The sequence below is a fragment of the Bradyrhizobium sp. C9 genome, assembly GCF_002532045.1.
GTDB lineage: Bacteria > Pseudomonadota > Alphaproteobacteria > Rhizobiales > Xanthobacteraceae > Bradyrhizobium.
In genome coordinates this window covers 41945-59248 of sequence record NZ_NWTG01000012.1, presented here as the reverse complement: position 1 = coordinate 59248, position 17304 = coordinate 41945, and the positions used below count along the sequence as shown (strand labels likewise).

The window sequence follows — 17304 nt, the reverse complement described above, 5'->3', positions numbered from 1 at the left end:
CCCTGTCGGAAAAGGCAGACTTGGTTTGGTAAGCCCAAGTCCTTCGAAATCGAAGTCCTTTCGAGAACGAAAGCTCTGATCTCCTGCCGCGTGCATGAGATCCCCACGACGAACACCGGACGCGATCGAAGCGTCCATTGTTCGTCCGTGTGGTTCTCAACCCGACGAACCGCTCCGGTCGAACACCGACAGAGGAGTAGTTCATGCAACACCACCCCCTTCCCCATGATGTCGTGATTGCCGGTGCAGGCCCCGTCGGCCTGCTGCTTGCCTGCGAGCTGCGGCTCGCCGGGCGCTCGGTGCTGGTGCTGGAGCAGGCCGCCGACCCGCGCTCTCCGTTGAAGCGGCTGCCGTTCGGCATGCGCGGCCTTTCGGCCCCCACCATCGAGGCCCTCTATCGTCGCGGGATGCTCGACGACATCGCAGCGCTGCAGCGTGCGAAGGATGACGCGTCGAACGGCGCGCATTGGATGCAGCAGCCGCGCCGCCCGGCCGGGCATTTTGCCGGCATCCAGTTCTTTCACGACGATATCGACGCGTCGAAATGGCCGTATCGCCTGCCGGGTCCGGCCGGTACCAGCATGGCGGTCGACATGGAGCAGCTTGAAGCTGCGCTCGCCGCGCGCGCAATCGCGCTGGGCGTCGAGATCAGGCGCGGCGCTGGCGTCGAGGCGTTCGATCAATCGGATGACGGCGTCACCGTTCACACCGGCGGCGAGACGGTCCACGGGCACTGGCTGGTCGGTTGTGACGGCGGCCGCAGCATCGTGCGCAAGGCCGGCGGCTTTGAGTTTGTCGGCACCGATCCCGAGTTCACCGGCTATTCGGTCGAGGTCGAGCTCGCCGATCCGGACAAGCTCCGCCCCGGCCGCCACTACACGCCGACGGGCATGTACACATATGCGCGTCCCGGCACCATCGCGATGGTCGATTTCGACGGCGGCGCTTTCCACCGCACCCAAGAGATCACGCGCGAGCATGTGCAGGCGGTGCTGCGCCGCGTCTCCGGCACCGACGTCACGGTGACGGCGCTGCAGCTTGTCACCACCTGGACGGATCGCGCCTGTCAGGCGACGGCGTACCGGAACGGACGCGTGCTGCTCGCCGGCGATGCCGCGCACATCCATTCTCCGCTCGGCGGCCAAGGGCTCAACCTCGGGCTTGGCGATGCGATGAATCTCGGCTGGAAGCTCGCGGCCACAATCCGGGGCGACGCGCAGGTGGATCTGCTCGACAGCTATTGCAGCGAACGGCATCCGGTGGGCGCACGGATTCTCGACTGGTCGCGCGCCCAGGTCGCGCTGATGCGGCCGAGCCGGAGTTCGCGCGCGCTCGAAGCCGTCATCCGCGATCTGATCGCGACATCAGACGGCGCGACATATTTTGCCGAGCGCGTGTGGGGCGTTTCGCTGCGCTACGATCTTGGCGGCTTCCACCCGCTGGTGGGCCGCAGCGCGCCCGACTTCGAGCTCGCCTGTGGGACGCGGCTCGGCGAACTGCTCGGAGATGGGCGCGGCCTGCTGCTCGACTTCGCGCCGCGCTCGCCCCTGCGCACGCTGGCTGATCGCTGGCGCGGGCGGATCAGCTATCTCGCAAGCGACGCCAGCGATCGGCTGGGCTTGAACGCGGTGCTGGTGCGTCCTGATGGGTTTGTGGCTTGGGCCACAGACATCGAACCGGATCTGGAGCAGACTATCCAAGCCGCAGCGCGATGGTTCGGAGAACCTGACGCGGCATCTGCACGGGCCTGACGCCCGGGGTACGGCGCATCTGAACTTCGCTTGTCTCTCTTGCATCTCTCTTGCGCCGTGCACGAGTTCCACGCCTCAACCGTAACGCCCTGTTAACCCTATCAGCCTTACCGTCGTCGGGGCTCCGAATGGACGGTGGCCAGGTTTGTTGTGATGTCGTTTGCACAAAAGAAAACTACCGTCGTCCCCGTAGCCGAGGAGCGGCGCCGCTTCCAGCGCGTCAAGGTGCACCTGCTCGGCCGCTACATGCTGCCTGACCGGCGCGAGTTTCCCTGCCAGATTATCAACATGTCCCCGGGCGGCCTCGCGCTGCTGGCGCCCGGCATCGGCAATGTCGGCGACCGCGTGATCGCCTATCTGGATCATATCGGCCGGGTCGAGGGCCGCATCACCCGCATCATCGACAACGGCTTTGCGATGACGATCGGCGCCACCGCGCGCAAGCGCGACAAGCTCGCCGCCCAGCTCACCTGGCTCGCCAACCGCGACATCCTCAATCTGCCCGAGGATCGCCGCCACGACCGTATCGTGCCGCGCAACCCGATCGCGCTGCTCACCCAGGAAGACGGCACGCGGATGACCTGCCGCATCATCGACCTTTCCCTGTCCGGTGCCGCGATTGCCGCCGAGAACCGCCCGCCGCTGAAGTCGCTGGTGATGCTCGGCCGGGTGCAGGCCCGCGTGGTGCGAAATCTCGAGGAAGGCTTCGCGCTCGAGTTCGTCCACGAACAGTCCGCGGAAACGCTCGAAGAGAGCGTTACCGCGAGGTAAAGCGAAAAACCGCTCAAGACCCCCGTTTTCAGCCCGCGAAGGCGGCCTCCGGTGCACCGGTGGCCGCCTTCGGCGCGTTTGGCGCAGTGAAATCGGCGGTTAACGACTGGAGCTTTTGACGCAACAAACCGCGCTGGCGCAACGCCAGCCGCGTTAATGCATAAAATTTGAATCAATTACAGTTGTTTCAAATTTTACGCGAATTCGATTCAAGTAAAGATCGAATTAGCCGCAGCTTTTACCAGTATTCGCGTCAAATCTACTTTGCGTACTTAGCGGCGGCGCAAAAGCTTTATGCGAAACGTGGTCCCAACAAGAAGAACGGGGGCCACGATGTTTGGGTTCAGGGGAGAGGGGAAAGGTTTGGCGGTTGCCGCCATTCTGTTTGCGACGTGCGTGTCGGCCAAGGCCGGCGACGTGGTCTACGCCAGCCTCGGTGACGTTGCGCGTTCGCCGATCGGCTGGGTCGAATTCTGCGCCGACAATCCCGCCGAGTGCCGCGGCGGCAAGACGCAACCACGCGACATCGTGTTGTCGCAGACCGCCTGGCGCGACCTCGTGCGGGTCAACAAGTGGGTCAACGAGACCATCAAGCCGATGACCGACATGGATCATTGGGGCGTGATCGAGAAATGGTCGTTGCCGACCGACGGTTACGGCGACTGCGAGGACTACGTGCTCCTGAAGCGCAAGATGCTGATGGATGCCGGCTGGCCGCGTGAGGCGCTGTTGATCACGGTGGTGCGCGACAAGAAGGGCGAAGGCCACGCGGTGCTGACGGTGAAGACCGACAAGGGCGAATTCGTGCTCGACAATCAGAACGAGAGCATCGTCGCCTGGACGGAGACCGGCTACCGCTTCGTCAAGCGGCAATCGCAAAGCGATCCCAATGTGTGGGTCTCGCTCGGCGACAACCGCCCCGCAGTTTCAACCGCAAGCTCGCGCTGAGCGGCAACGAGGAATCGAGTTCGCGACCCGGTCACATCCCCACCCCTCCCCGTCCCAGACCGGTTCGCGCGCGGCCAGCCTTCCCCCAAAGGCTGGCCGCAACTTTTTTCAAGGGACATGAATTCCCTGAGAACCAGGACTTCAGCGGTGCGTTGGCGTAACGGCCGTCGGTATCGCGCGCGGCGGCAGGCAGCACCTGCGAGATGGCGATGAGCGCCGCGATGCCGATCGCAAAGCGCGACACGGATCGTCCTTTCGTTGAACTGGAGCCCATAAGCGTCGGGAATTCGGACTGTTTGGGCTGTGCGCAACCAAGCGATGGGGCGTCTTCCGGTTGATTTCAGACCCGGGTTGAGCCAGCTTCCGCAGGTTTTTTAGGGGTTGGCGATTTGAACTTTGCAATACAGGGCGGGGCGCCAACTGAGCGCGCCGGGTTTCGCGGCGACATCAATGCCTTGCGCGCGCTCGCAGTGCTGGCCGTCCTTGGCTATCATTTGAGGGTTCCAGGCTTTGCCGGCGGCTTTGTGGGCGTCGACGCGTTCTTCGTCATCACCGGCTACCTGATGACCGGCAAGGTGATCGCCGATCTCGCCAAGGACCGCTTCTCCTATGGCGACTTCGCCCTGATGCGGCTCCGACGCATCTATCCGGCACTTCTCGTGGTTGTCGCAACTACCGCGGCGGTCGGATGGTTCATGACCCTGCCGGGCGAATACTTCCGCCACATCCGCCAAGCCTGCTACGCGCTCTTCTTTCTGTCGAACTTCGCTTTCGACAACGACAACGGCTATTTCGCGATGGCCGCGCAGACCAAGCCGCTTCTGCACACCTGGTCGCTCGCGGTGGAGTGGCAGTTCTACATCTGGATGCCGCTTTTGGTGCGCTTCGTGTGGTCGCGATCGGCGAGATCGAAGGCTCCAGCTGCGACAATGGCCGCGCTATTTGCCGTCGCCGTTGCGTCCTTGACCTGGTGCCTTTGGCAAAACCAGCACGATGCGATGGGTTCGGCGTTCTTCTCGCTCCGCGGGCGGGCATGGGAGCCGTTGGCCGGCGGTATGATCGCGGTCGCCGAAGTCTGGCGCCGGGCGAACGCTCGCCCGCCCCGTTCCACGGCCTCCAGCACCACAGCCGCCGCAATCGGCTGGATCCTGTCGGCGTTCTGCGTCGCCTATCCGCTGCCCGAAGCCCGTTGGCCGGGCGCCTGGACCATCCTGCCCATCATCGGCGCGGCCCTTGTCGTCGCGGGCGGATTCACGACCTCGAGACTCATTCGCTCGCCGGTCGTGCAACGCATCGGTGACTGGTCTTACTCGATCTACCTCTGGCACTGGCCGATTTGGGTTCTGGCCGGCGGATGGCTCACGGCGCGCGGCTATGAGGTCGGCGCCATCTCGAAAGCTGCGATGGCCGCGGCTTCGATCGCGGTCGGCGCCGTCTCCTACGCCTTGGTTGAACAGCCGTTCCGTTTGCGGCGCGACGTCTGGACGCCGCAGCGGCTGTTGGCCTGTACAGGCGCCGCGGCAGCGTGCTTCGTTGCCTTTACGGTCGGCTCATTGGTGACGACCGGCTACCCGGGGCGGCTGCCGGCTTATCTGCTGCCCGCCGAGATGGCCCGCAAGACCGACACGCCACGCGATGAATGTTTCCGCAATCCCAACTCGATGAAGGCCGCAAGCGAGAGGTATTGCACCTTCGGCACCGGCAACGCCGATCAAGCTACCGTCATGCTGTGGGGCGATTCCTTTGCAAACCAGTATCTTGAGCCGATGACAACGGCCGTAACCCGGCTCGGCCTCACCGGTCTTATTGCGACACAGAGCGCCTGCCGACCCTTTGCCGACGATCCCGATCGCAATGCCGCCGACAGCCAGCCGTGCCGCCAGTTCAACACCGAGACGCTGCAATATCTGGGCGACCGCGCCGAGCCGAGCATCATCGTTCTCGCCGGCAACTGGAGCAGCGCCACCGAGATCGCGCCACTGGTCGACACGCTGCTCTCAAGCGGCAAGACCGTCATTATGGTGATGCCGCTGCTCAATATCGGCTTCGACGTGCCGCAGAAGTGGATCGAAAGCCAGATCAGGGCAGGAAAGGCCATCACCGAGTGGAGGGTCGCGGCCGACCCGATCCTGACGATGCGCGATCTGCGCCAGCAGATCGACCGGACCGTACTCTCCCCCCGTAACGGCAATCCGTGGCTGATCCCGATCGACCCGCAAACGGAAGTCTGCGACGACAGTTCGTGCTACCTGGTTCGATCAGGTCAAGCAAACTTCCGGGACACGGCTCACATCTCGAACGTCAACGCGCAGCAATACGAACACCTCTTTGAGGCTGCGCTCAGCTCGGCCCTAAACGCTGGCGCGCACGCCGAGCGCTAAGCGAAAAAGCTCGCGGCGCCGGATCGGCACGCGGGCCCGGCCAACGAGACATCGCGACGGCCGGCGGATCACGCGCCAGCGCGCGAACTTAATTGCTACCCGTTCCGGCGGCTGTCACTGAAGCGTTTGAGCGGCGAGCGTCTGCGCGGCGATCCGGCGCCCCAGGCTTGACATCCTGGCATCCGCCCGATTGAATTGAATTCAATTCAACGACGGACCAACGATGGGCGCGACGAGCCTCGGCACACGCGAGCGGCTGCTCTCGGCGGCCCAAGAGGAACTGATCGAGGGGCTCGGCCACCTCGAGATGCAGGCGGTCGCGCGGCGGGCGCAGGTCTCGGTCGGGCTCGCCTATCACCACTTCGGATCGAAGGCCGGCCTGATAGCCGCCGTCGTCGAAGACTTCTATGAGCGGCTGGATGAGGCGGCATTCGGCGGCGCCAAGCTGTCCGCCAGGAGCTGGGCGGACCGGGAGAAGGCGCGGATCGGCGCCTATGTCGCCTTTCACTATGAGCACCCGTTTGCGCCGCTGGTGATCGGACCGCTGAGCCGGGCGCCCGAGGTGCTTGATGTCGAGACCGCCTTCACCACAAGGCAGCTGGCAGCTGGGGCGCGCATGGTCGAGGCTGCGCAGCGCGACGGGATCGTGCCCGGCGACCTCGACCCTCACCTCACCATTGCGCTGATGATCGGCGGCATCCGCCAAGCGCTGATCGGCGCGCTCACCGCCGACCGGCGGCCGGATCCGGCAAGGCTGACCGGCGACATCTGGGCCTTCATGGCCGCGGCGCTGCGCCTGACCGCCAAGTCCCCGCCGGCGAAGCCAAAAGCCCCCCGGCGCAGCCGCGTCTAACGTTCCACTATAACCCCAAGATCGGTGGCCATCTTGTTCAACCCGCATGATTTTCACACGCCGCAATCGTCTTACAGCAAGCCGGATCTGCTGCGCTCGAGCGCGGGCGGCTATTTCGGCCCCGGCAATGCGCAGCTGCCGGCACCACCGATGCTGATGATGGATCGCATCACCGACATCGGGATCGACGGCGGCGCCTTCGGCAAGGGCCGCATCGCCGCCGAACTGGACGTTGCACCTAGCCATTGGTTCTTCGCCTGCCACTTTGCCGGCGACCCCGTGATGCCCGGCTGTCTCGGTCTTGATGCGATGTGGCAGATCATCGGCTTCTGGCTCGGCTGGTCGGGCTCGCCGGGCAAGGGCCGCGCCCTCGGGGTCGGCGAGGTCAAGTTCAGGGGCCACATCACGCCGGACGTCAGGCTGGTGCGCTACGAGGTCGACATGCGCCAAGTCCGGCGCGGCCGGCTGGTGCTGGGCATCGCCGACGGCCGTGTGCTGGCCGACGGCGCTTGCGTCTATCTGGCAAAGGACATGAGGGTCGGCCTGATCGCGCCGACGAGCTGAGGCGCGGCGCGTTGGACCATCCAGCTTCGGGGGCAGAAGCCCTTTTTGGGGCAGAAGCCTCTTGGGGCGGAAGCCTCTTGGGGCGGAAGCCTTGGAATTTGCGGCGAATTTTACAGACCGGGTGCCGCCTTGCCCGAATCGGCGGGTTTTGCCCGCGCCGCGGTTGTGCTATTCGGAACCTTTCAATTGATGTCCGGTTCTGGTCGCATGGTCGAACTTGCCCCCCGGAATGCACAAGCCAGCAGCCTGATCGGCGTGCAGCCGATTGCGATCGGCGCCGTGGCGCTGGTGCTCGTGCTGTTCGGGATCGGCTCGATCGCGCTGTGGCGCAGCTTCAGCGGCAACGTGCCGGAAACCGACCGGATGGTCGCCGCCCGGCAGTTGCAGGCGCGGACCGCACAGGTCTCCGAGGCCCTGGTGGAAAAGACCAAGGGCATGGAGGCGACCCAGCAGGAATCCATCGACCAGTTACAGGAAGTACAGGACCAACTGCTGGCTATGCGCAAGCAGTTCGCCGCGCAGCAGGCCGACGCCAAGAAGCTCTCCGACCAGGTCGCCGCACTGACCGAACAGGTCGAGGGCCTTCGCCAGTCGCTCGCGAGCGCGCAGGCCAATGAGCCGGCCGCCGAGCCCGAGCCGCGCAAGCGCTCGAAGGCCGCCCGGAGCGCCAACCGGAAACGCCGCGGATCGCGCGGTTGACGACCATGGCGGCCGAGCGGCAAAGGCCGGCCCGGCCATCAAAAAGCGCCAAATCCCGAACAACATCAGGACCTAAGGTGGAACTTCCGGCTCCAGGCCTGCCAGCTGCAGCCTCGCATGAGTGCCCGTTACCGTGAATTAATCCGGACTTTGTGAACTGGTTCACATATCCGACTTCGAATCCGAGTCATCCTTAATCACCGGATGGCGTGAGCCGATTTCAATATCCGGGGCTGGCAAGGTCGTTGACGGTATACTACGTCGACGGCCTTGTTTTTTTGGCGGCCGTCAATCCCGACCTCTGCAACTGCCCATCCCAAGAACGCGGCGTGGCGAGCTGACAGCTCTGCGCGCGCGCTGCTGCGGCTGAAGCCGCAGCAATCCGCGTTGCCGCCTACCTGATGCGGTCGCGCAGGACGCGCTCGCCCCGCTGCCGCAGCCGTGCAAGCTTCGGCTCGAGCTCGTGGAGCATGTAGACGAATGCGATGGCGAGGCCCGAAACAACAACCATGAACAGCAATGTCAGATCAGGAATGGTCAGCATCTCTGATATCCTCTGAGGCCCGGCTCAATCGTAGCCGGACCATTTGCTTTCGCGACGCGTTCACGCGCGGACTACTGCAATCCGCTGCAAGCGGCGTACCAATGCGCGACGGCCCCGGCATCAAGACACCGAGGCCGCAGCGATGATTCCAACACCATCAGCATGGCGATCCAATGGACCGGCCATGCGTCAGCAGATGCCTCAGTTGCAAACCTGCACGGGCCGGACCTGCCAGCCATACGGCGTCAGCATGCGACGGCGCACGACGTAACAGCCGCCGTCACCGTAACCATAGCCGTAGCCATACCCGTCGTCGTAGCCGTAACCGGCGTAGTACGGGTTGCCGTAGTAGCCGTCATAGTAGTCGTAGGCACCGTAGCCGAGGCCGAAGCCGATCGCGGCGGCCGCGAACGGATAGCCCCAGCCACGCCGGTGCCAGCCACCGCCGTGCCAGCCTCCGCCATGCCAGCCGCCGCCGTGCCAACCGCCGCCGATCGCAGCCGACCGGAAGCCACCGCCAGCGCCCATGGCGCGGAAAGCGCCGCCGCCACCGCGGAAGCCGCCAAAGCCGCCACCACCGTGGAAGCCACCACCGCCGTGAAAGCCGCCGCCACCGAAACCACCTCGAGCCGACGCGGCATCGACCGTGAACAGGCCGACTGTGGCCGTCGCCAGCAAGGCAATCATCGTTTTACGCAACATCACCCGTTACTCCTCTTTCCAAGGCTCTTCTTTTCAAGCCTCCTCCGCCGCGTCCCGCGCATGCTAACTCAATGTAGGACCGCAGCTTCGACCGCGCGCTCATGTCACGCTCACTTCTGCGCGACCCGCGTTCATCAAGGCGCGGCCGTCAAACGTCAGCAGCCGCGGCAGATGCCGTTGACCCGGCGGTCGACCGTCCTGTTCTCGTCGGCGATCGCCTTGTCGAAGCTTTCGCTCGACGCCGAGCCGGTGGTGACGCCCTCACCGGTATTCAGTCGGCCGGTGGATTGCGCCGTGCCGGCGCTGTTGGTGCCAGACGGCGGTGACGCGACTTGCGGTGATGTCGGGATGGCTGACGAGGGGCTGCCGCTCCCAGTACCGCTCCCTATGCCTTGGGCGACGGTAACCGTGGGCGCCAGCAGAATGGCGATTGTCGCGACTGCGGCGGTGACGGATAATTTGCGCATGGCAATTCTCCCTTGCGGACATCAACGGGTCCGCAAAACGCCGGTTCCCACAGGCGTTGGGGCAATACAGTTTGGGAGCAATGCAATTTGCGCAAGCTGATCGAGTTTGACGACGATACTGCCGACAAGCTGAAGCAGCTTGGGCGCGACCGGATGGCGACGTTACAGGAGCTCGCGGACGAGGCCTTCGCCGACCTCCTCAAGAAGCACGGTATTCCGATCGACCTGAAGGATGCGCTGCGCAAGAGCGCACGACTTCACGACGCAGCGGGACCGCGGGAGGCGGCCAAGCAAGCCCCCGCGACAGCGAAGGGCGCACGCAACCAGGGCCGCAAGCGCTGAGGTTTCAACCGATCTTCTTCAATCCGGCTTTGTACTGCGGGCCCCTGATCGCGTAGGACTTCGCCGGCCGCGACAACGCCTCCGCCTGCGCGGCGTCCAGCGTGCGCACCACGCGCGCGGGCGCGCCGATGATCAGGGAATTTTCCGGAAACTCCTTGCCCTCGGTGATGACGGAGCCGGCGCCGACGACACTGCCGCGCCTGATGCGCGCACCGTTCATCACGATCGATCCCATCCCGATCAGCACGCCGTCCTCCAGCGTGCAGCCGTGCACGATCGCGTTGTGGCCGATGGTGACGTTGTTGCCGATGGTCAGGGGAAAGCCGGGATCGACATGCAGGGTCGAATTGTCCTGGACGTTGGAGCCTTCGCCGATCTCGATCCACTCGTTGTCGCCGCGCAGCACGGCGCCGAACCAGACGCTCGCCGCGGATTTGAGGCGCACCTTCCCGATCACAACCGCATTGTCGGCGATGAAGTAGCTGCCGTCGGCGGGAAGATCGGGCCCCTGCCCGTCGAGTTCGTAGATCGCCATAGTGGTCTCCCTGGAGCGTTTTCGAGCGAAGTGGACACCGGTTCGCGTGAAGAAAACGCGTCGAAACGAAAATCCAGAGCTTCGGTTCTGATTCAATCAGAACCAAAGCTCTGATCAAGGAGACCTTGGCACAGCGGACGACTTGGTTTCAAGCAAGTGCAGTCACGATCCGGACACGGATCAGGATCCGGCGAGGATCACCCGATCACGCCGGCTGCACGCAGCGTCATCACGAAGAAGGTGCCCGACATCAGGCTCCAGAAGCCGGAGATGACGGTTGCCATCATCACGAACTCGAACCGGCGGCGCTCGATGCGCGCACCGCGCAGCGTGTTGCGCATGATGATGAACGGTGCGGCGAAGACGAGAAACGGGACCGCGGCGAAGGTCCTCGGCGCTACGCCCTCCTGCAGCAGGCCGAAGCCGGCCGGACGCTCCGCCATCGCCTGATAACCGCTGGCCAATGCGCCGGCGAGCGCGAAGCCAATGAAGAGCGAGAACAGGGAATTCAAGGTATCAGGCGACATCGGGACTTCCGCTACGCAACAGGCCACTCACCGTGCTTCGCAGAATTGGCGGCCAGCCGCCACATCATCCTTAAGGAAAGGTTAACCGGCGGCGCCCGGCGCGGCGTTTGCGCATGACCATTCGCTCCGGGATTCCATTGCAATCGTACGGAAATTCCGCGTCACGTGGCATATTCGACAGGTGATTCGGCCACTCCCGACCTGCTCTTTGCCTCACTCATGACGCTACTCTCGACTGCCCAGCATCTCGCCCGCGACACCCGCCGCAATCCGCGCGCGCATCTCGTTCCGATCATCGCCTCCGCGATCATCGCGGCCGGTGCGATTGCCCTCGTTGCCTATCTGTTGTGGCCGACCTACACGACCGTCCCGCCCAGCGATCCGTCGCGGCTGCCGGTGAGCGTCGGCGGCACGCTGTTCAACGTGCCGACCATGGCGGTGCGCATGAAGATCCAGCGCCACTCCGGGCCGCAGGAGCGCGTCGATCTGAGCTTCCTCTATCCGTCGCTGGAGGCGCCTGCCGCGCCGAAGCACTACAGCGCCGAGACGGTCGAGGACAAGGTGCAACCGATCGACAGGATCTTCGTATCGATCGCGGCACACCACGATTCACTCGCGCCGGAGATGCGGCTGCGCACCATCTATCCGCGCTATCTCGACGAGCGCGCGAATACCGATGACGGCTTGACGGCACGCGCATTCCGCGACGGCACGCCGTATGGCGGCGAGGACCTGTTCACCGCGACCGAGCCGCAATTGATCGCGCGTTGCACGCGCGATACGTCGACGCCCGGCATGTGCCTGAGTGAGCAGCGCATCGAAGGCGCCGACCTGACCTTCCGTTTTCCGCGCAGCTGGCTGGCGCAATGGCGCGACATCGGCACCGCGATGAACCGCCTCTCCGCGCAGATGCACAGCGCGAAGGGGTAACGCCGTCATTGCGCCGGAGCGACGCCCGCTCCGCGGGTTCCTCGCAATGACGGCCTTAAGGCCGCTCAGCCCTGCTCGCCCAGATCTTCTTCCAGGATGGCCATCTGGAACTGGAACGAGCGATCATCGTCCTCGTCGTCGACGAACAGCACGCCGATGAACTCCTCGCCGATATAGACCTCGGCCGAGTCGTCCTTCTTGGGCCGCGGCACCACGCGGATCTTGGGATTGCTGAACACGCGTTTGAGATACGCGTCGAGCTTCCTGACTTCCTGTACGTCCACAGCCGTCTCCAATCGGGTCGATGATTTTCGGGGGAGTTTTAGGACGAGACGGCAAAGATCGCCAGAGCCTTTTCAGGCTTTGGCGACGTGATATTGCGCACACGCAAAAGCGCGTGGCCGATCAGAAAGCGAGTGAAATCAAAGCCCGATCGCGTTGAGCATCTGGTCCATGGTGCGCGACGGCTCGGCACAGCCGGCCTCGCCGACGATTTTCGCCGGCACGCCCGCGACCGTGACGTTGTGCGGCACGGGCTTGACCACGACGGAGCCCGCCGCGATGCGCGCGCAATGACCGATCTCGATATTGCCGAGGATCTTGGCGCCGGCGCCGATCAGCACGCCGTGGCGGATCTTCGGATGGCGATCCTCGTTCTCCTTGCCGGTGCCGCCGAGCGTGACGCCATGCAGGATCGAGACATCGTCGTCGATGACGGCGGTCTCGCCGCAGACGAATCCGGTGGCGTGATCGAGGAAGATGCCGCGGCCGATCCTGGCCGCCGGATTGATGTCGGTCTGGAACACCGCCGACGAGCGGCTCTGCAGGTAGAAGGCAAAATCCTTGCGGCCCTTCTGGTAGAGCCAGTGCGCGAGACGATGGGTCTGCAGCGCATGGAAGCCCTTGAAGTAGAGCAAGGGATCGATGAAGCGCGAGGTCGCCGGATCGCGGTCATAGACGGCGACGAGATCGGCGCGGAAGGCGTTGCCGATATCGGGCTCATCGCGCAATGCCTCGCCGAAGGTCTGGCGGATCAGGTCACCCGACAGCGCGGCGTGGTCGAGCCGCTCGGCAATGCGATGGACCACGGAATCTTCCAGGCGCTCATGATGCAGCACGGTCGCATAGATGAAGGATGCGAGCTCCGGCTCGCGCCGCAGGATGTCTTCCGCCTCGCCGCGGATTCGATCCCAGATCGGATCGAGTGCCGCCAGCTTGCTCCCCTGCGGATTGACCTGATGAACTGCCATCGCTGCTCTCGCAATTCGGTTGTTCTGATGTGCGTTATAGCACGGTGAACCCAGCGCGTCCCGGGAAGGCTCGGTACGGTAAACCCCAGCCGAACGCCCCTCGGGCCGACGTCTAGGGGAGTTGGTCGGGATTTTGCCGAAATCAAGCCGTGCTTCTGCAACTATTGGCGGATTTCGTCCCGAGTGTGGTTTTGGGCATGGTCGGCCCCAATAAAAGGGGGAAATACCATCAACACCCGGACGTTACGTGGGCGCCTGGCCGATGCACGGTCGGTCTGGATCGCCACCATTGCCATTCCCCTCCTCCTGCTCGCGCCTGCCTTCTGGAACGGCTATCCGCTGCTCCAATGGGATACCGGCGGCTATCTGGCGCGCTGGTACGAGGGCTATCTGGTGCCGAGCCGGTCCACGGTTTACGGCATCTACCTGCATGCCGGTGAGACGTCGGGCTTCTGGCTCAACCTCGGCATCCAGACCCTGGCGACGCTGTGGATCCTGCAACTGACCCTGCGCATGCTCGAGCTCGCCCGGCCGCTCCGGCTGATCGCGATCAGCCTCGCGCTGATCGCAACCACCGCCCTGCCCTGGCTCGCCAGCATGCTGCTGACCGACATCTTTGCCGGCCTTGCGGTGCTCGCGCTCTACGTCCTCGTCCTGCACGGCGACAGGATCTCGACGCTGGAGAAGGCGGTGCTGTTCGGGTTTGTCGCGTTCTCCGCGGCCACACACAGCGCGACGCTCGCGGTGCTGCTTGGCCTGTGCTGCGTCGGCTGGATGCTGCGTCCGTGGCTCGGCCGCCGCGTCCCGGTCGCGGGGCTGGTGCAGGGCAGCCTGACCATCGTCACCGGCGCCGTGATGCTGCTGGCGGCGAACTTCGCACTGTCGGGACAGCTTGCCTGGACCCCCGGCGGCTATGGCGTCGCCTTCGGCCGCATGCTGCAGGATGGCATCGTCGCGCAATATCTGCGCGATCATTGCGCCAAGGAGAACCTGAAGCTCTGCCCCTATCGCGACGCGTTGCCGCCGACCGCCGACGACTTCCTGTGGGGCCACAGCATGTTCAACACGCTTGGCCGCTTTCAGGGACTGAATGACGAGATGGGCCACATCGTGGTGCGCTCGCTGGCCGAATATCCGACATGGCAGGCCAAGGCGGCGCTGAAAGCAACCGCCGACCAGCTGATGGATGTCGCGACCGGAGAAGGCTCCTCGGGCTGGATCCCGCACACCTACGGCATCATCGAGCGCTATATTCCCAAGCAGGTCGCGCCGATGCGCGCCGCGCGGCAACAACGATGGCGCCTCGACTTCACTGCGATCAACCGCATCCACGTGCCGGTCGCGCTGGCTTCGATGCTCGTGGTCGTGATCCTGTTCGGCCGCGGACTGTGGCAGCGGCGGCTCGACGATTTGACGCTGCTGGCGGGCACGGTGACGCTCGCTCTGCTCGGCAATGCGGCCGTCTGCGGCGTGATCTCGGGGCCGCACGACCGCTACGGCGCGCGCATGGTGTGGGTTGCGACCTTCGTGGTGCTGATCGCGGCGGCGCGCGCCTTCGCCAGAGACGATGCCGAGGACGAGCTATTTTCGCCGCGACAGGAAGTCGATGACGCCGGTCTTGTAGACCTTGTCACCGACCGCCCGCATGTGGTCGCGGTTCGGAATGTCGAGCACCTGCGATCCCGGAATGATCCGGCCGAGCGCTGCCGCCGATCCCGCGATCTCGTCGTTGCTGCCGACCGCGATCAGAACCGGCACGCGGATCCCGGCGGCTTCCTCGCGCGTCATCAGGCGGCGCGAACCACGCAGGCAGGCGGCGAGCGCGCGGCGGTCGGAGCGGGTCTGGTCGGCGAACGCGCGGAAGGTGCGGCCGACCGGATCGGTGACATCGTCGAGCGACGGCGCCTCCAGCGCCAGCGCGACGGCCTCGCCGGGACCGCCGCCCTCGATCAGTCCGAGGCCGATGCCGCCGAGGATCGCCGAACGCACCCGATCGGGATTTTCACGCGCCAGGATCGCCGTCATCCGCGAGCCCAGCGAATAGCCCATGATGTCGGCGCGCGCGATTCCGAGATGATCCATCAGCGCGATCACGTCGCTTGCCATGATCGCGATCTCGTATTGCGCGGCGTCGTAGAGCTTGGCGGATTCGCCGTGGCCGCGATTGTCGAGCGCGATCACGCGCCGGCCGGCCTTGACGAGCTCCGATACCCAGGTCGGATAGATCCAGTTGACGTTCTTGCTCGAGGCAAAGCCGTGCACCAGCACGATCGGCTCGCCCGCGCCTTCGTCGATATAGGCAATCTCAACATCGCCGTGGTGGAAACTCGGCATCTTCGATTCCGTCTTTTTCTTGGGACTTAGGATTTGGGATTTGCGATCGACCGGCGGCCGCAAGCCTAGCGTGAAATTGAGCCTTGGGCGGGCATACTAGCCAGCGCGGCCTGCGCGGTCATCTGCCGCTTCAGGCGCAGCGCCTTGCTGCGTCTGAGCCACCACGCCGTGGCTCGCTCGGTGGTGGCCTTGATCGACGACAGGAAGCCGAACAGCGCAAGCAGCGCGCCGAACAGCCACATGGTGAGATTGAATGTGCCGGCTGCCAGCAGCAGCGCGCCGCGGCCGAGCAGCTTGATGATCGCGCGGGTCTGGCCGCCCTTCGTCTCCGCGATGCGCGCCGCGCGCGCGATCTCCTGCGGGTTCTCGGCGACCTTCAACGTGTCGCGCGCGGCACGAACGCCGGCCGCCTCGCCGATGCGCCCGACGTCCTTGGCGACGCGCACCAGCGCGCCGGCCTTCTCGGCGCGGAATGCCGCGCGGATCGCGGTTGCAGTTTCCGCCGGACGCAGCACCGAGCCGGACGCGACCGCCTCACGGAGCGCCGGCTGATCGACCACCTCGCGGGTCGAGCGCCCGGCCCATTCGATCATCCCCTCGCTCAGCCGTCCGGCCTTGCGCGTATCCTTGACCAGCGTCAATCCAGCGCGTAGCGGCGCGGCGCCGCCGACCGATACATAGGTGGCCGCAGTCACGGCGAGCCCGGCGGCCGCAAGGCCGAGCACCAGCTGATCGGTATCTTCGCCCATCACGAGATGCTTGCCCTCGCGCACGACGTCCCTGACGTCACCGAACACGAACAGATCGCCCGCGACCGTGCCGGACAGGCTTGCGACATCGTCGGCATTGCCGGTCACGAGGCCGGTGGCAAATCCCTTGGCGAAATGCGTGGTGGACGACTGTTCGGTGCGCGCGTCGTCGACACGCTTTGTGAGTTCAGCATTGAGCGCGATGTTCTGCTCGCTTGCGAGCGCGACGAAGCTGGTCGCAAGATCGGCATCTCCGGAAGCGAGAGCGGCCTCGATATTGTCCGATATCAACGCCGGGTTGTTGCGCAGGACGGAATTGAGCCTGAGGTCGGCGAGCGCAGCCGGATCGTTCCGCGCTGACAGCACCATGCCGGCGTCCCGGGCGTGTGGCCAAATGGCCGCGCCCACGGCAGCGCTCGCGGCCAAACCGGCCACCGCAAGACTGAGGCGCATCCCGTTCATTCCGCTGGAAACCTCAAGTTTAATTCGCCTTGTCCAGTTGGTCTTGGAAATAGTGTGCCGTTTTTGCGACACAACGGCTCCGACCAAAGAAGGGCTTCTCTGGGACGACAAGATTGTGTCGAATTTGCATGAGCAAATGAGCCATCGGGGCTCTAGGAATCAACTGTTCCCGCCAGTATGGTGCGCGGCATTTCGCGATGCCGCATGCAGTTGATTGCGTCTGCCCATCGTTGCTACCAAGGTGAGAATATGTCCGACCACGTCGTCCCGCACTTCCATAACGATGCCGGTGTCTCGGTGATCGAGATCGGGTCGCAGGAGTTCATGTGCGTGGGCGCCAACCCTCCGTTCGACCATCCGCACGTGTTCCTCGACCTTGGCAACGACAACGAGATCATCTGCCCGTACTGCTCGACGCTCTATCGCTTCGCGTCCGACCTCGCCGCCGGCGAAGCCCGGCCGCCGGAATGCGTGCTGAAAGACAAGGTCGCCTGA

At 64.7% G+C, this 17304-nt stretch carries 20 protein-coding genes and 1 pseudogene; 11 read left to right on the top strand and 10 right to left on the bottom strand.

Annotation, left to right across the window (positions count from 1 at the left end; translation table 11 throughout):
* Positions 1 to 203 precede the first annotated feature (203 nt).
* The 3 genes from CO675_RS23125 (at position 204) to CO675_RS23115 (ending at position 3470) form a co-directional block, all read left to right on the top strand.
* Entirely contained in the window at positions 204 to 1751 is a 1548-nt protein-coding gene (locus CO675_RS23125; RefSeq protein ID WP_097674160.1) for an FAD-dependent monooxygenase, read from the top strand.
* Positions 1752 to 1904: 153 nt separating this feature from the next.
* A complete protein-coding gene (locus tag CO675_RS23120; RefSeq protein WP_028336124.1) occupies positions 1905 to 2522 on the top strand; it encodes a PilZ domain-containing protein in 618 nt (205 codons plus the stop codon).
* 333 nt (positions 2523 to 2855) lie between these two features.
* Positions 2856 to 3470: a transglutaminase-like cysteine peptidase gene (locus tag CO675_RS23115; RefSeq protein WP_097674159.1), complete on the top strand. Its 615-nt coding sequence runs from the start codon at positions 2856 to 2858 to the stop codon at positions 3468 to 3470.
* 31 nt (positions 3471 to 3501) lie between these two features.
* On the opposite strand, the gene CO675_RS40085 is transcribed toward CO675_RS23115, so the two are convergent.
* Positions 3502 to 3714 (bottom strand): hypothetical protein, encoded by a 213-nt coding sequence (locus CO675_RS40085; RefSeq protein WP_143279081.1) that lies wholly within the window; start codon positions 3712 to 3714, stop codon positions 3502 to 3504.
* A gap of 145 nt (positions 3715 to 3859) precedes the next feature.
* Between CO675_RS40085 and CO675_RS23110 the strand changes: the two genes are divergently transcribed.
* The 4 genes from CO675_RS23110 (at position 3860) to CO675_RS23095 (ending at position 7967) form a co-directional block, all read left to right on the top strand.
* Positions 3860 to 5851: an acyltransferase family protein gene (locus CO675_RS23110; RefSeq protein WP_097674158.1), complete on the top strand. Its 1992-nt coding sequence runs from the start codon at positions 3860 to 3862 to the stop codon at positions 5849 to 5851.
* A 223-nt stretch (positions 5852 to 6074) separates the two neighbouring features.
* Positions 6075 to 6704 carry a TetR/AcrR family transcriptional regulator gene (locus CO675_RS23105; protein ID WP_097674157.1) on the top strand — a complete coding sequence of 210 codons (630 nt, stop codon included), beginning with the start codon at positions 6075 to 6077 and terminating at the stop codon, positions 6702 to 6704.
* Positions 6705 to 6728: 24 nt separating this feature from the next.
* Positions 6729 to 7268: a bifunctional 3-hydroxydecanoyl-ACP dehydratase/trans-2-decenoyl-ACP isomerase gene (gene fabA, locus CO675_RS23100; RefSeq protein WP_502693398.1), complete on the top strand. Its 540-nt coding sequence runs from the start codon at positions 6729 to 6731 to the stop codon at positions 7266 to 7268.
* Positions 7269 to 7475: 207 nt separating this feature from the next.
* Entirely contained in the window at positions 7476 to 7967 is a 492-nt protein-coding gene (locus CO675_RS23095) for a hypothetical protein (protein ID WP_097674156.1), read from the top strand.
* 394 nt (positions 7968 to 8361) lie between these two features.
* Here CO675_RS23095 and CO675_RS40645 read toward each other — a convergent pair whose 3' ends face one another.
* The 3 genes from CO675_RS40645 to CO675_RS41510 form a co-directional block, all read right to left on the bottom strand.
* Positions 8362 to 8511 carry a hypothetical protein gene (locus CO675_RS40645; RefSeq protein WP_158231295.1) on the bottom strand — a complete coding sequence of 50 codons (150 nt, stop codon included), beginning with the start codon at positions 8509 to 8511 and terminating at the stop codon, positions 8362 to 8364.
* A gap of 201 nt (positions 8512 to 8712) precedes the next feature.
* Positions 8713 to 9213, bottom strand: coding sequence for a hypothetical protein (locus CO675_RS40640; protein WP_158231294.1), 501 nt, complete (start codon positions 9211 to 9213; stop codon positions 8713 to 8715).
* A gap of 155 nt (positions 9214 to 9368) precedes the next feature.
* Complete coding sequence (locus tag CO675_RS41510; protein ID WP_245452870.1) at positions 9369 to 9680, bottom strand: hypothetical protein; 312 nt, start codon at positions 9678 to 9680, stop codon at positions 9369 to 9371.
* An 87-nt stretch (positions 9681 to 9767) separates the two neighbouring features.
* Between CO675_RS41510 and CO675_RS23080 the strand changes: the two genes are divergently transcribed.
* Positions 9768 to 10022, top strand: a complete 255-nt coding sequence (locus CO675_RS23080; protein ID WP_097674155.1) for a hypothetical protein — start codon at positions 9768 to 9770, stop codon at positions 10020 to 10022.
* 4 nt (positions 10023 to 10026) lie between these two features.
* On the opposite strand, the gene CO675_RS23075 is transcribed toward CO675_RS23080, so the two are convergent.
* Entirely contained in the window at positions 10027 to 10557 is a 531-nt protein-coding gene (locus CO675_RS23075) for a gamma carbonic anhydrase family protein (RefSeq protein WP_092115174.1), read from the bottom strand.
* A gap of 197 nt (positions 10558 to 10754) precedes the next feature.
* Complete coding sequence (locus tag CO675_RS23070; protein ID WP_092115175.1) at positions 10755 to 11084, bottom strand: DUF6949 family protein; 330 nt, start codon at positions 11082 to 11084, stop codon at positions 10755 to 10757.
* Between the two features lie 219 nt (positions 11085 to 11303).
* On the opposite strand from CO675_RS23070, the gene CO675_RS23065 reads away from it, so the two are divergent.
* On the top strand, positions 11304 to 12014 hold the full coding sequence (locus CO675_RS23065) for a hypothetical protein (RefSeq protein ID WP_198964708.1): 711 nt from the start codon (positions 11304 to 11306) through the stop codon (positions 12012 to 12014).
* A 65-nt stretch (positions 12015 to 12079) separates the two neighbouring features.
* Here the strand turns inward: CO675_RS23065 and CO675_RS23060 are convergent, their stop codons facing one another.
* Complete coding sequence (locus tag CO675_RS23060; protein ID WP_050406403.1) at positions 12080 to 12298, bottom strand: DUF3126 family protein; 219 nt, start codon at positions 12296 to 12298, stop codon at positions 12080 to 12082.
* Between the two features lie 138 nt (positions 12299 to 12436).
* Positions 12437 to 13264: a serine O-acetyltransferase gene (gene cysE, locus CO675_RS23055; protein WP_097674153.1), complete on the bottom strand. Its 828-nt coding sequence runs from the start codon at positions 13262 to 13264 to the stop codon at positions 12437 to 12439.
* A gap of 183 nt (positions 13265 to 13447) precedes the next feature.
* Here cysE and CO675_RS23050 point away from each other — a divergent pair.
* Positions 13448 to 14830, top strand: a pseudogene (locus tag CO675_RS23050) (hypothetical protein); the annotation flags it as partial.
* Positions 14831 to 14845: 15 nt separating this feature from the next.
* On the opposite strand, the gene CO675_RS23045 reads toward CO675_RS23050, so the two are convergent.
* Together CO675_RS23045 and CO675_RS23040 are read right to left on the bottom strand one after the other, a co-directional pair.
* Positions 14846 to 15598, bottom strand: coding sequence for an alpha/beta fold hydrolase (locus CO675_RS23045; RefSeq protein WP_097674287.1), 753 nt, complete (start codon positions 15596 to 15598; stop codon positions 14846 to 14848).
* Positions 15599 to 15663: 65 nt separating this feature from the next.
* On the bottom strand, positions 15664 to 16809 hold the full coding sequence (locus CO675_RS23040; protein WP_097674152.1) for a hypothetical protein: 1146 nt from the start codon (positions 16807 to 16809) through the stop codon (positions 15664 to 15666).
* Between the two features lie 249 nt (positions 16810 to 17058).
* Here CO675_RS23040 and CO675_RS23035 point away from each other — a divergent pair, with 249 nt between their 5' ends.
* Complete coding sequence (locus CO675_RS23035; RefSeq protein WP_018272338.1) at positions 17059 to 17304, top strand: zinc-finger domain-containing protein; 246 nt, start codon at positions 17059 to 17061, stop codon at positions 17302 to 17304.

What these genes read in the sequence shown, in the direction of transcription:
- CO675_RS23125 (WP_097674160.1), top strand. Translation starts at nt 204, where the DNA reads ATGCAACACCACCCCCTTCCCCATGATGTCGTGATTGCCGGTGCAGGC.
- CO675_RS23120 (WP_028336124.1), top strand. Translation starts at nt 1,905, where the DNA reads ATGTCGTTTGCACAAAAGAAAACTACCGTCGTCCCCGTAGCCGAGGAG.
- CO675_RS23115 (WP_097674159.1), top strand. Translation starts at nt 2,856, where the DNA reads ATGTTTGGGTTCAGGGGAGAGGGGAAAGGTTTGGCGGTTGCCGCCATT.
- CO675_RS23105 (WP_097674157.1), top strand. Translation starts at nt 6,075, where the DNA reads ATGGGCGCGACGAGCCTCGGCACACGCGAGCGGCTGCTCTCGGCGGCC.
- CO675_RS23095 (WP_097674156.1), top strand. Translation starts at nt 7,476, where the DNA reads ATGGTCGAACTTGCCCCCCGGAATGCACAAGCCAGCAGCCTGATCGGC.
- CO675_RS40645 (WP_158231295.1), bottom strand. Translation starts at nt 8,511, where the DNA reads ATGCTGACCATTCCTGATCTGACATTGCTGTTCATGGTTGTTGTTTCG.
- CO675_RS40640 (WP_158231294.1), bottom strand. Translation starts at nt 9,213, where the DNA reads ATGTTGCGTAAAACGATGATTGCCTTGCTGGCGACGGCCACAGTCGGC.
- CO675_RS41510 (WP_245452870.1), bottom strand. Translation starts at nt 9,680, where the DNA reads ATGCGCAAATTATCCGTCACCGCCGCAGTCGCGACAATCGCCATTCTG.
- CO675_RS23075 (WP_092115174.1), bottom strand. Translation starts at nt 10,557, where the DNA reads ATGGCGATCTACGAACTCGACGGGCAGGGGCCCGATCTTCCCGCCGAC.
- CO675_RS23070 (WP_092115175.1), bottom strand. Translation starts at nt 11,084, where the DNA reads ATGTCGCCTGATACCTTGAATTCCCTGTTCTCGCTCTTCATTGGCTTC.
- CO675_RS23065 (WP_198964708.1), top strand. Translation starts at nt 11,304, where the DNA reads ATGACGCTACTCTCGACTGCCCAGCATCTCGCCCGCGACACCCGCCGC.
- cysE (WP_097674153.1), bottom strand. Translation starts at nt 13,264, where the DNA reads ATGGCAGTTCATCAGGTCAATCCGCAGGGGAGCAAGCTGGCGGCACTC.
- CO675_RS23045 (WP_097674287.1), bottom strand. Translation starts at nt 15,598, where the DNA reads ATGCCGAGTTTCCACCACGGCGATGTTGAGATTGCCTATATCGACGAA.
- CO675_RS23040 (WP_097674152.1), bottom strand. Translation starts at nt 16,809, where the DNA reads ATGAACGGGATGCGCCTCAGTCTTGCGGTGGCCGGTTTGGCCGCGAGC.
- CO675_RS23035 (WP_018272338.1), top strand. Translation starts at nt 17,059, where the DNA reads ATGTCCGACCACGTCGTCCCGCACTTCCATAACGATGCCGGTGTCTCG.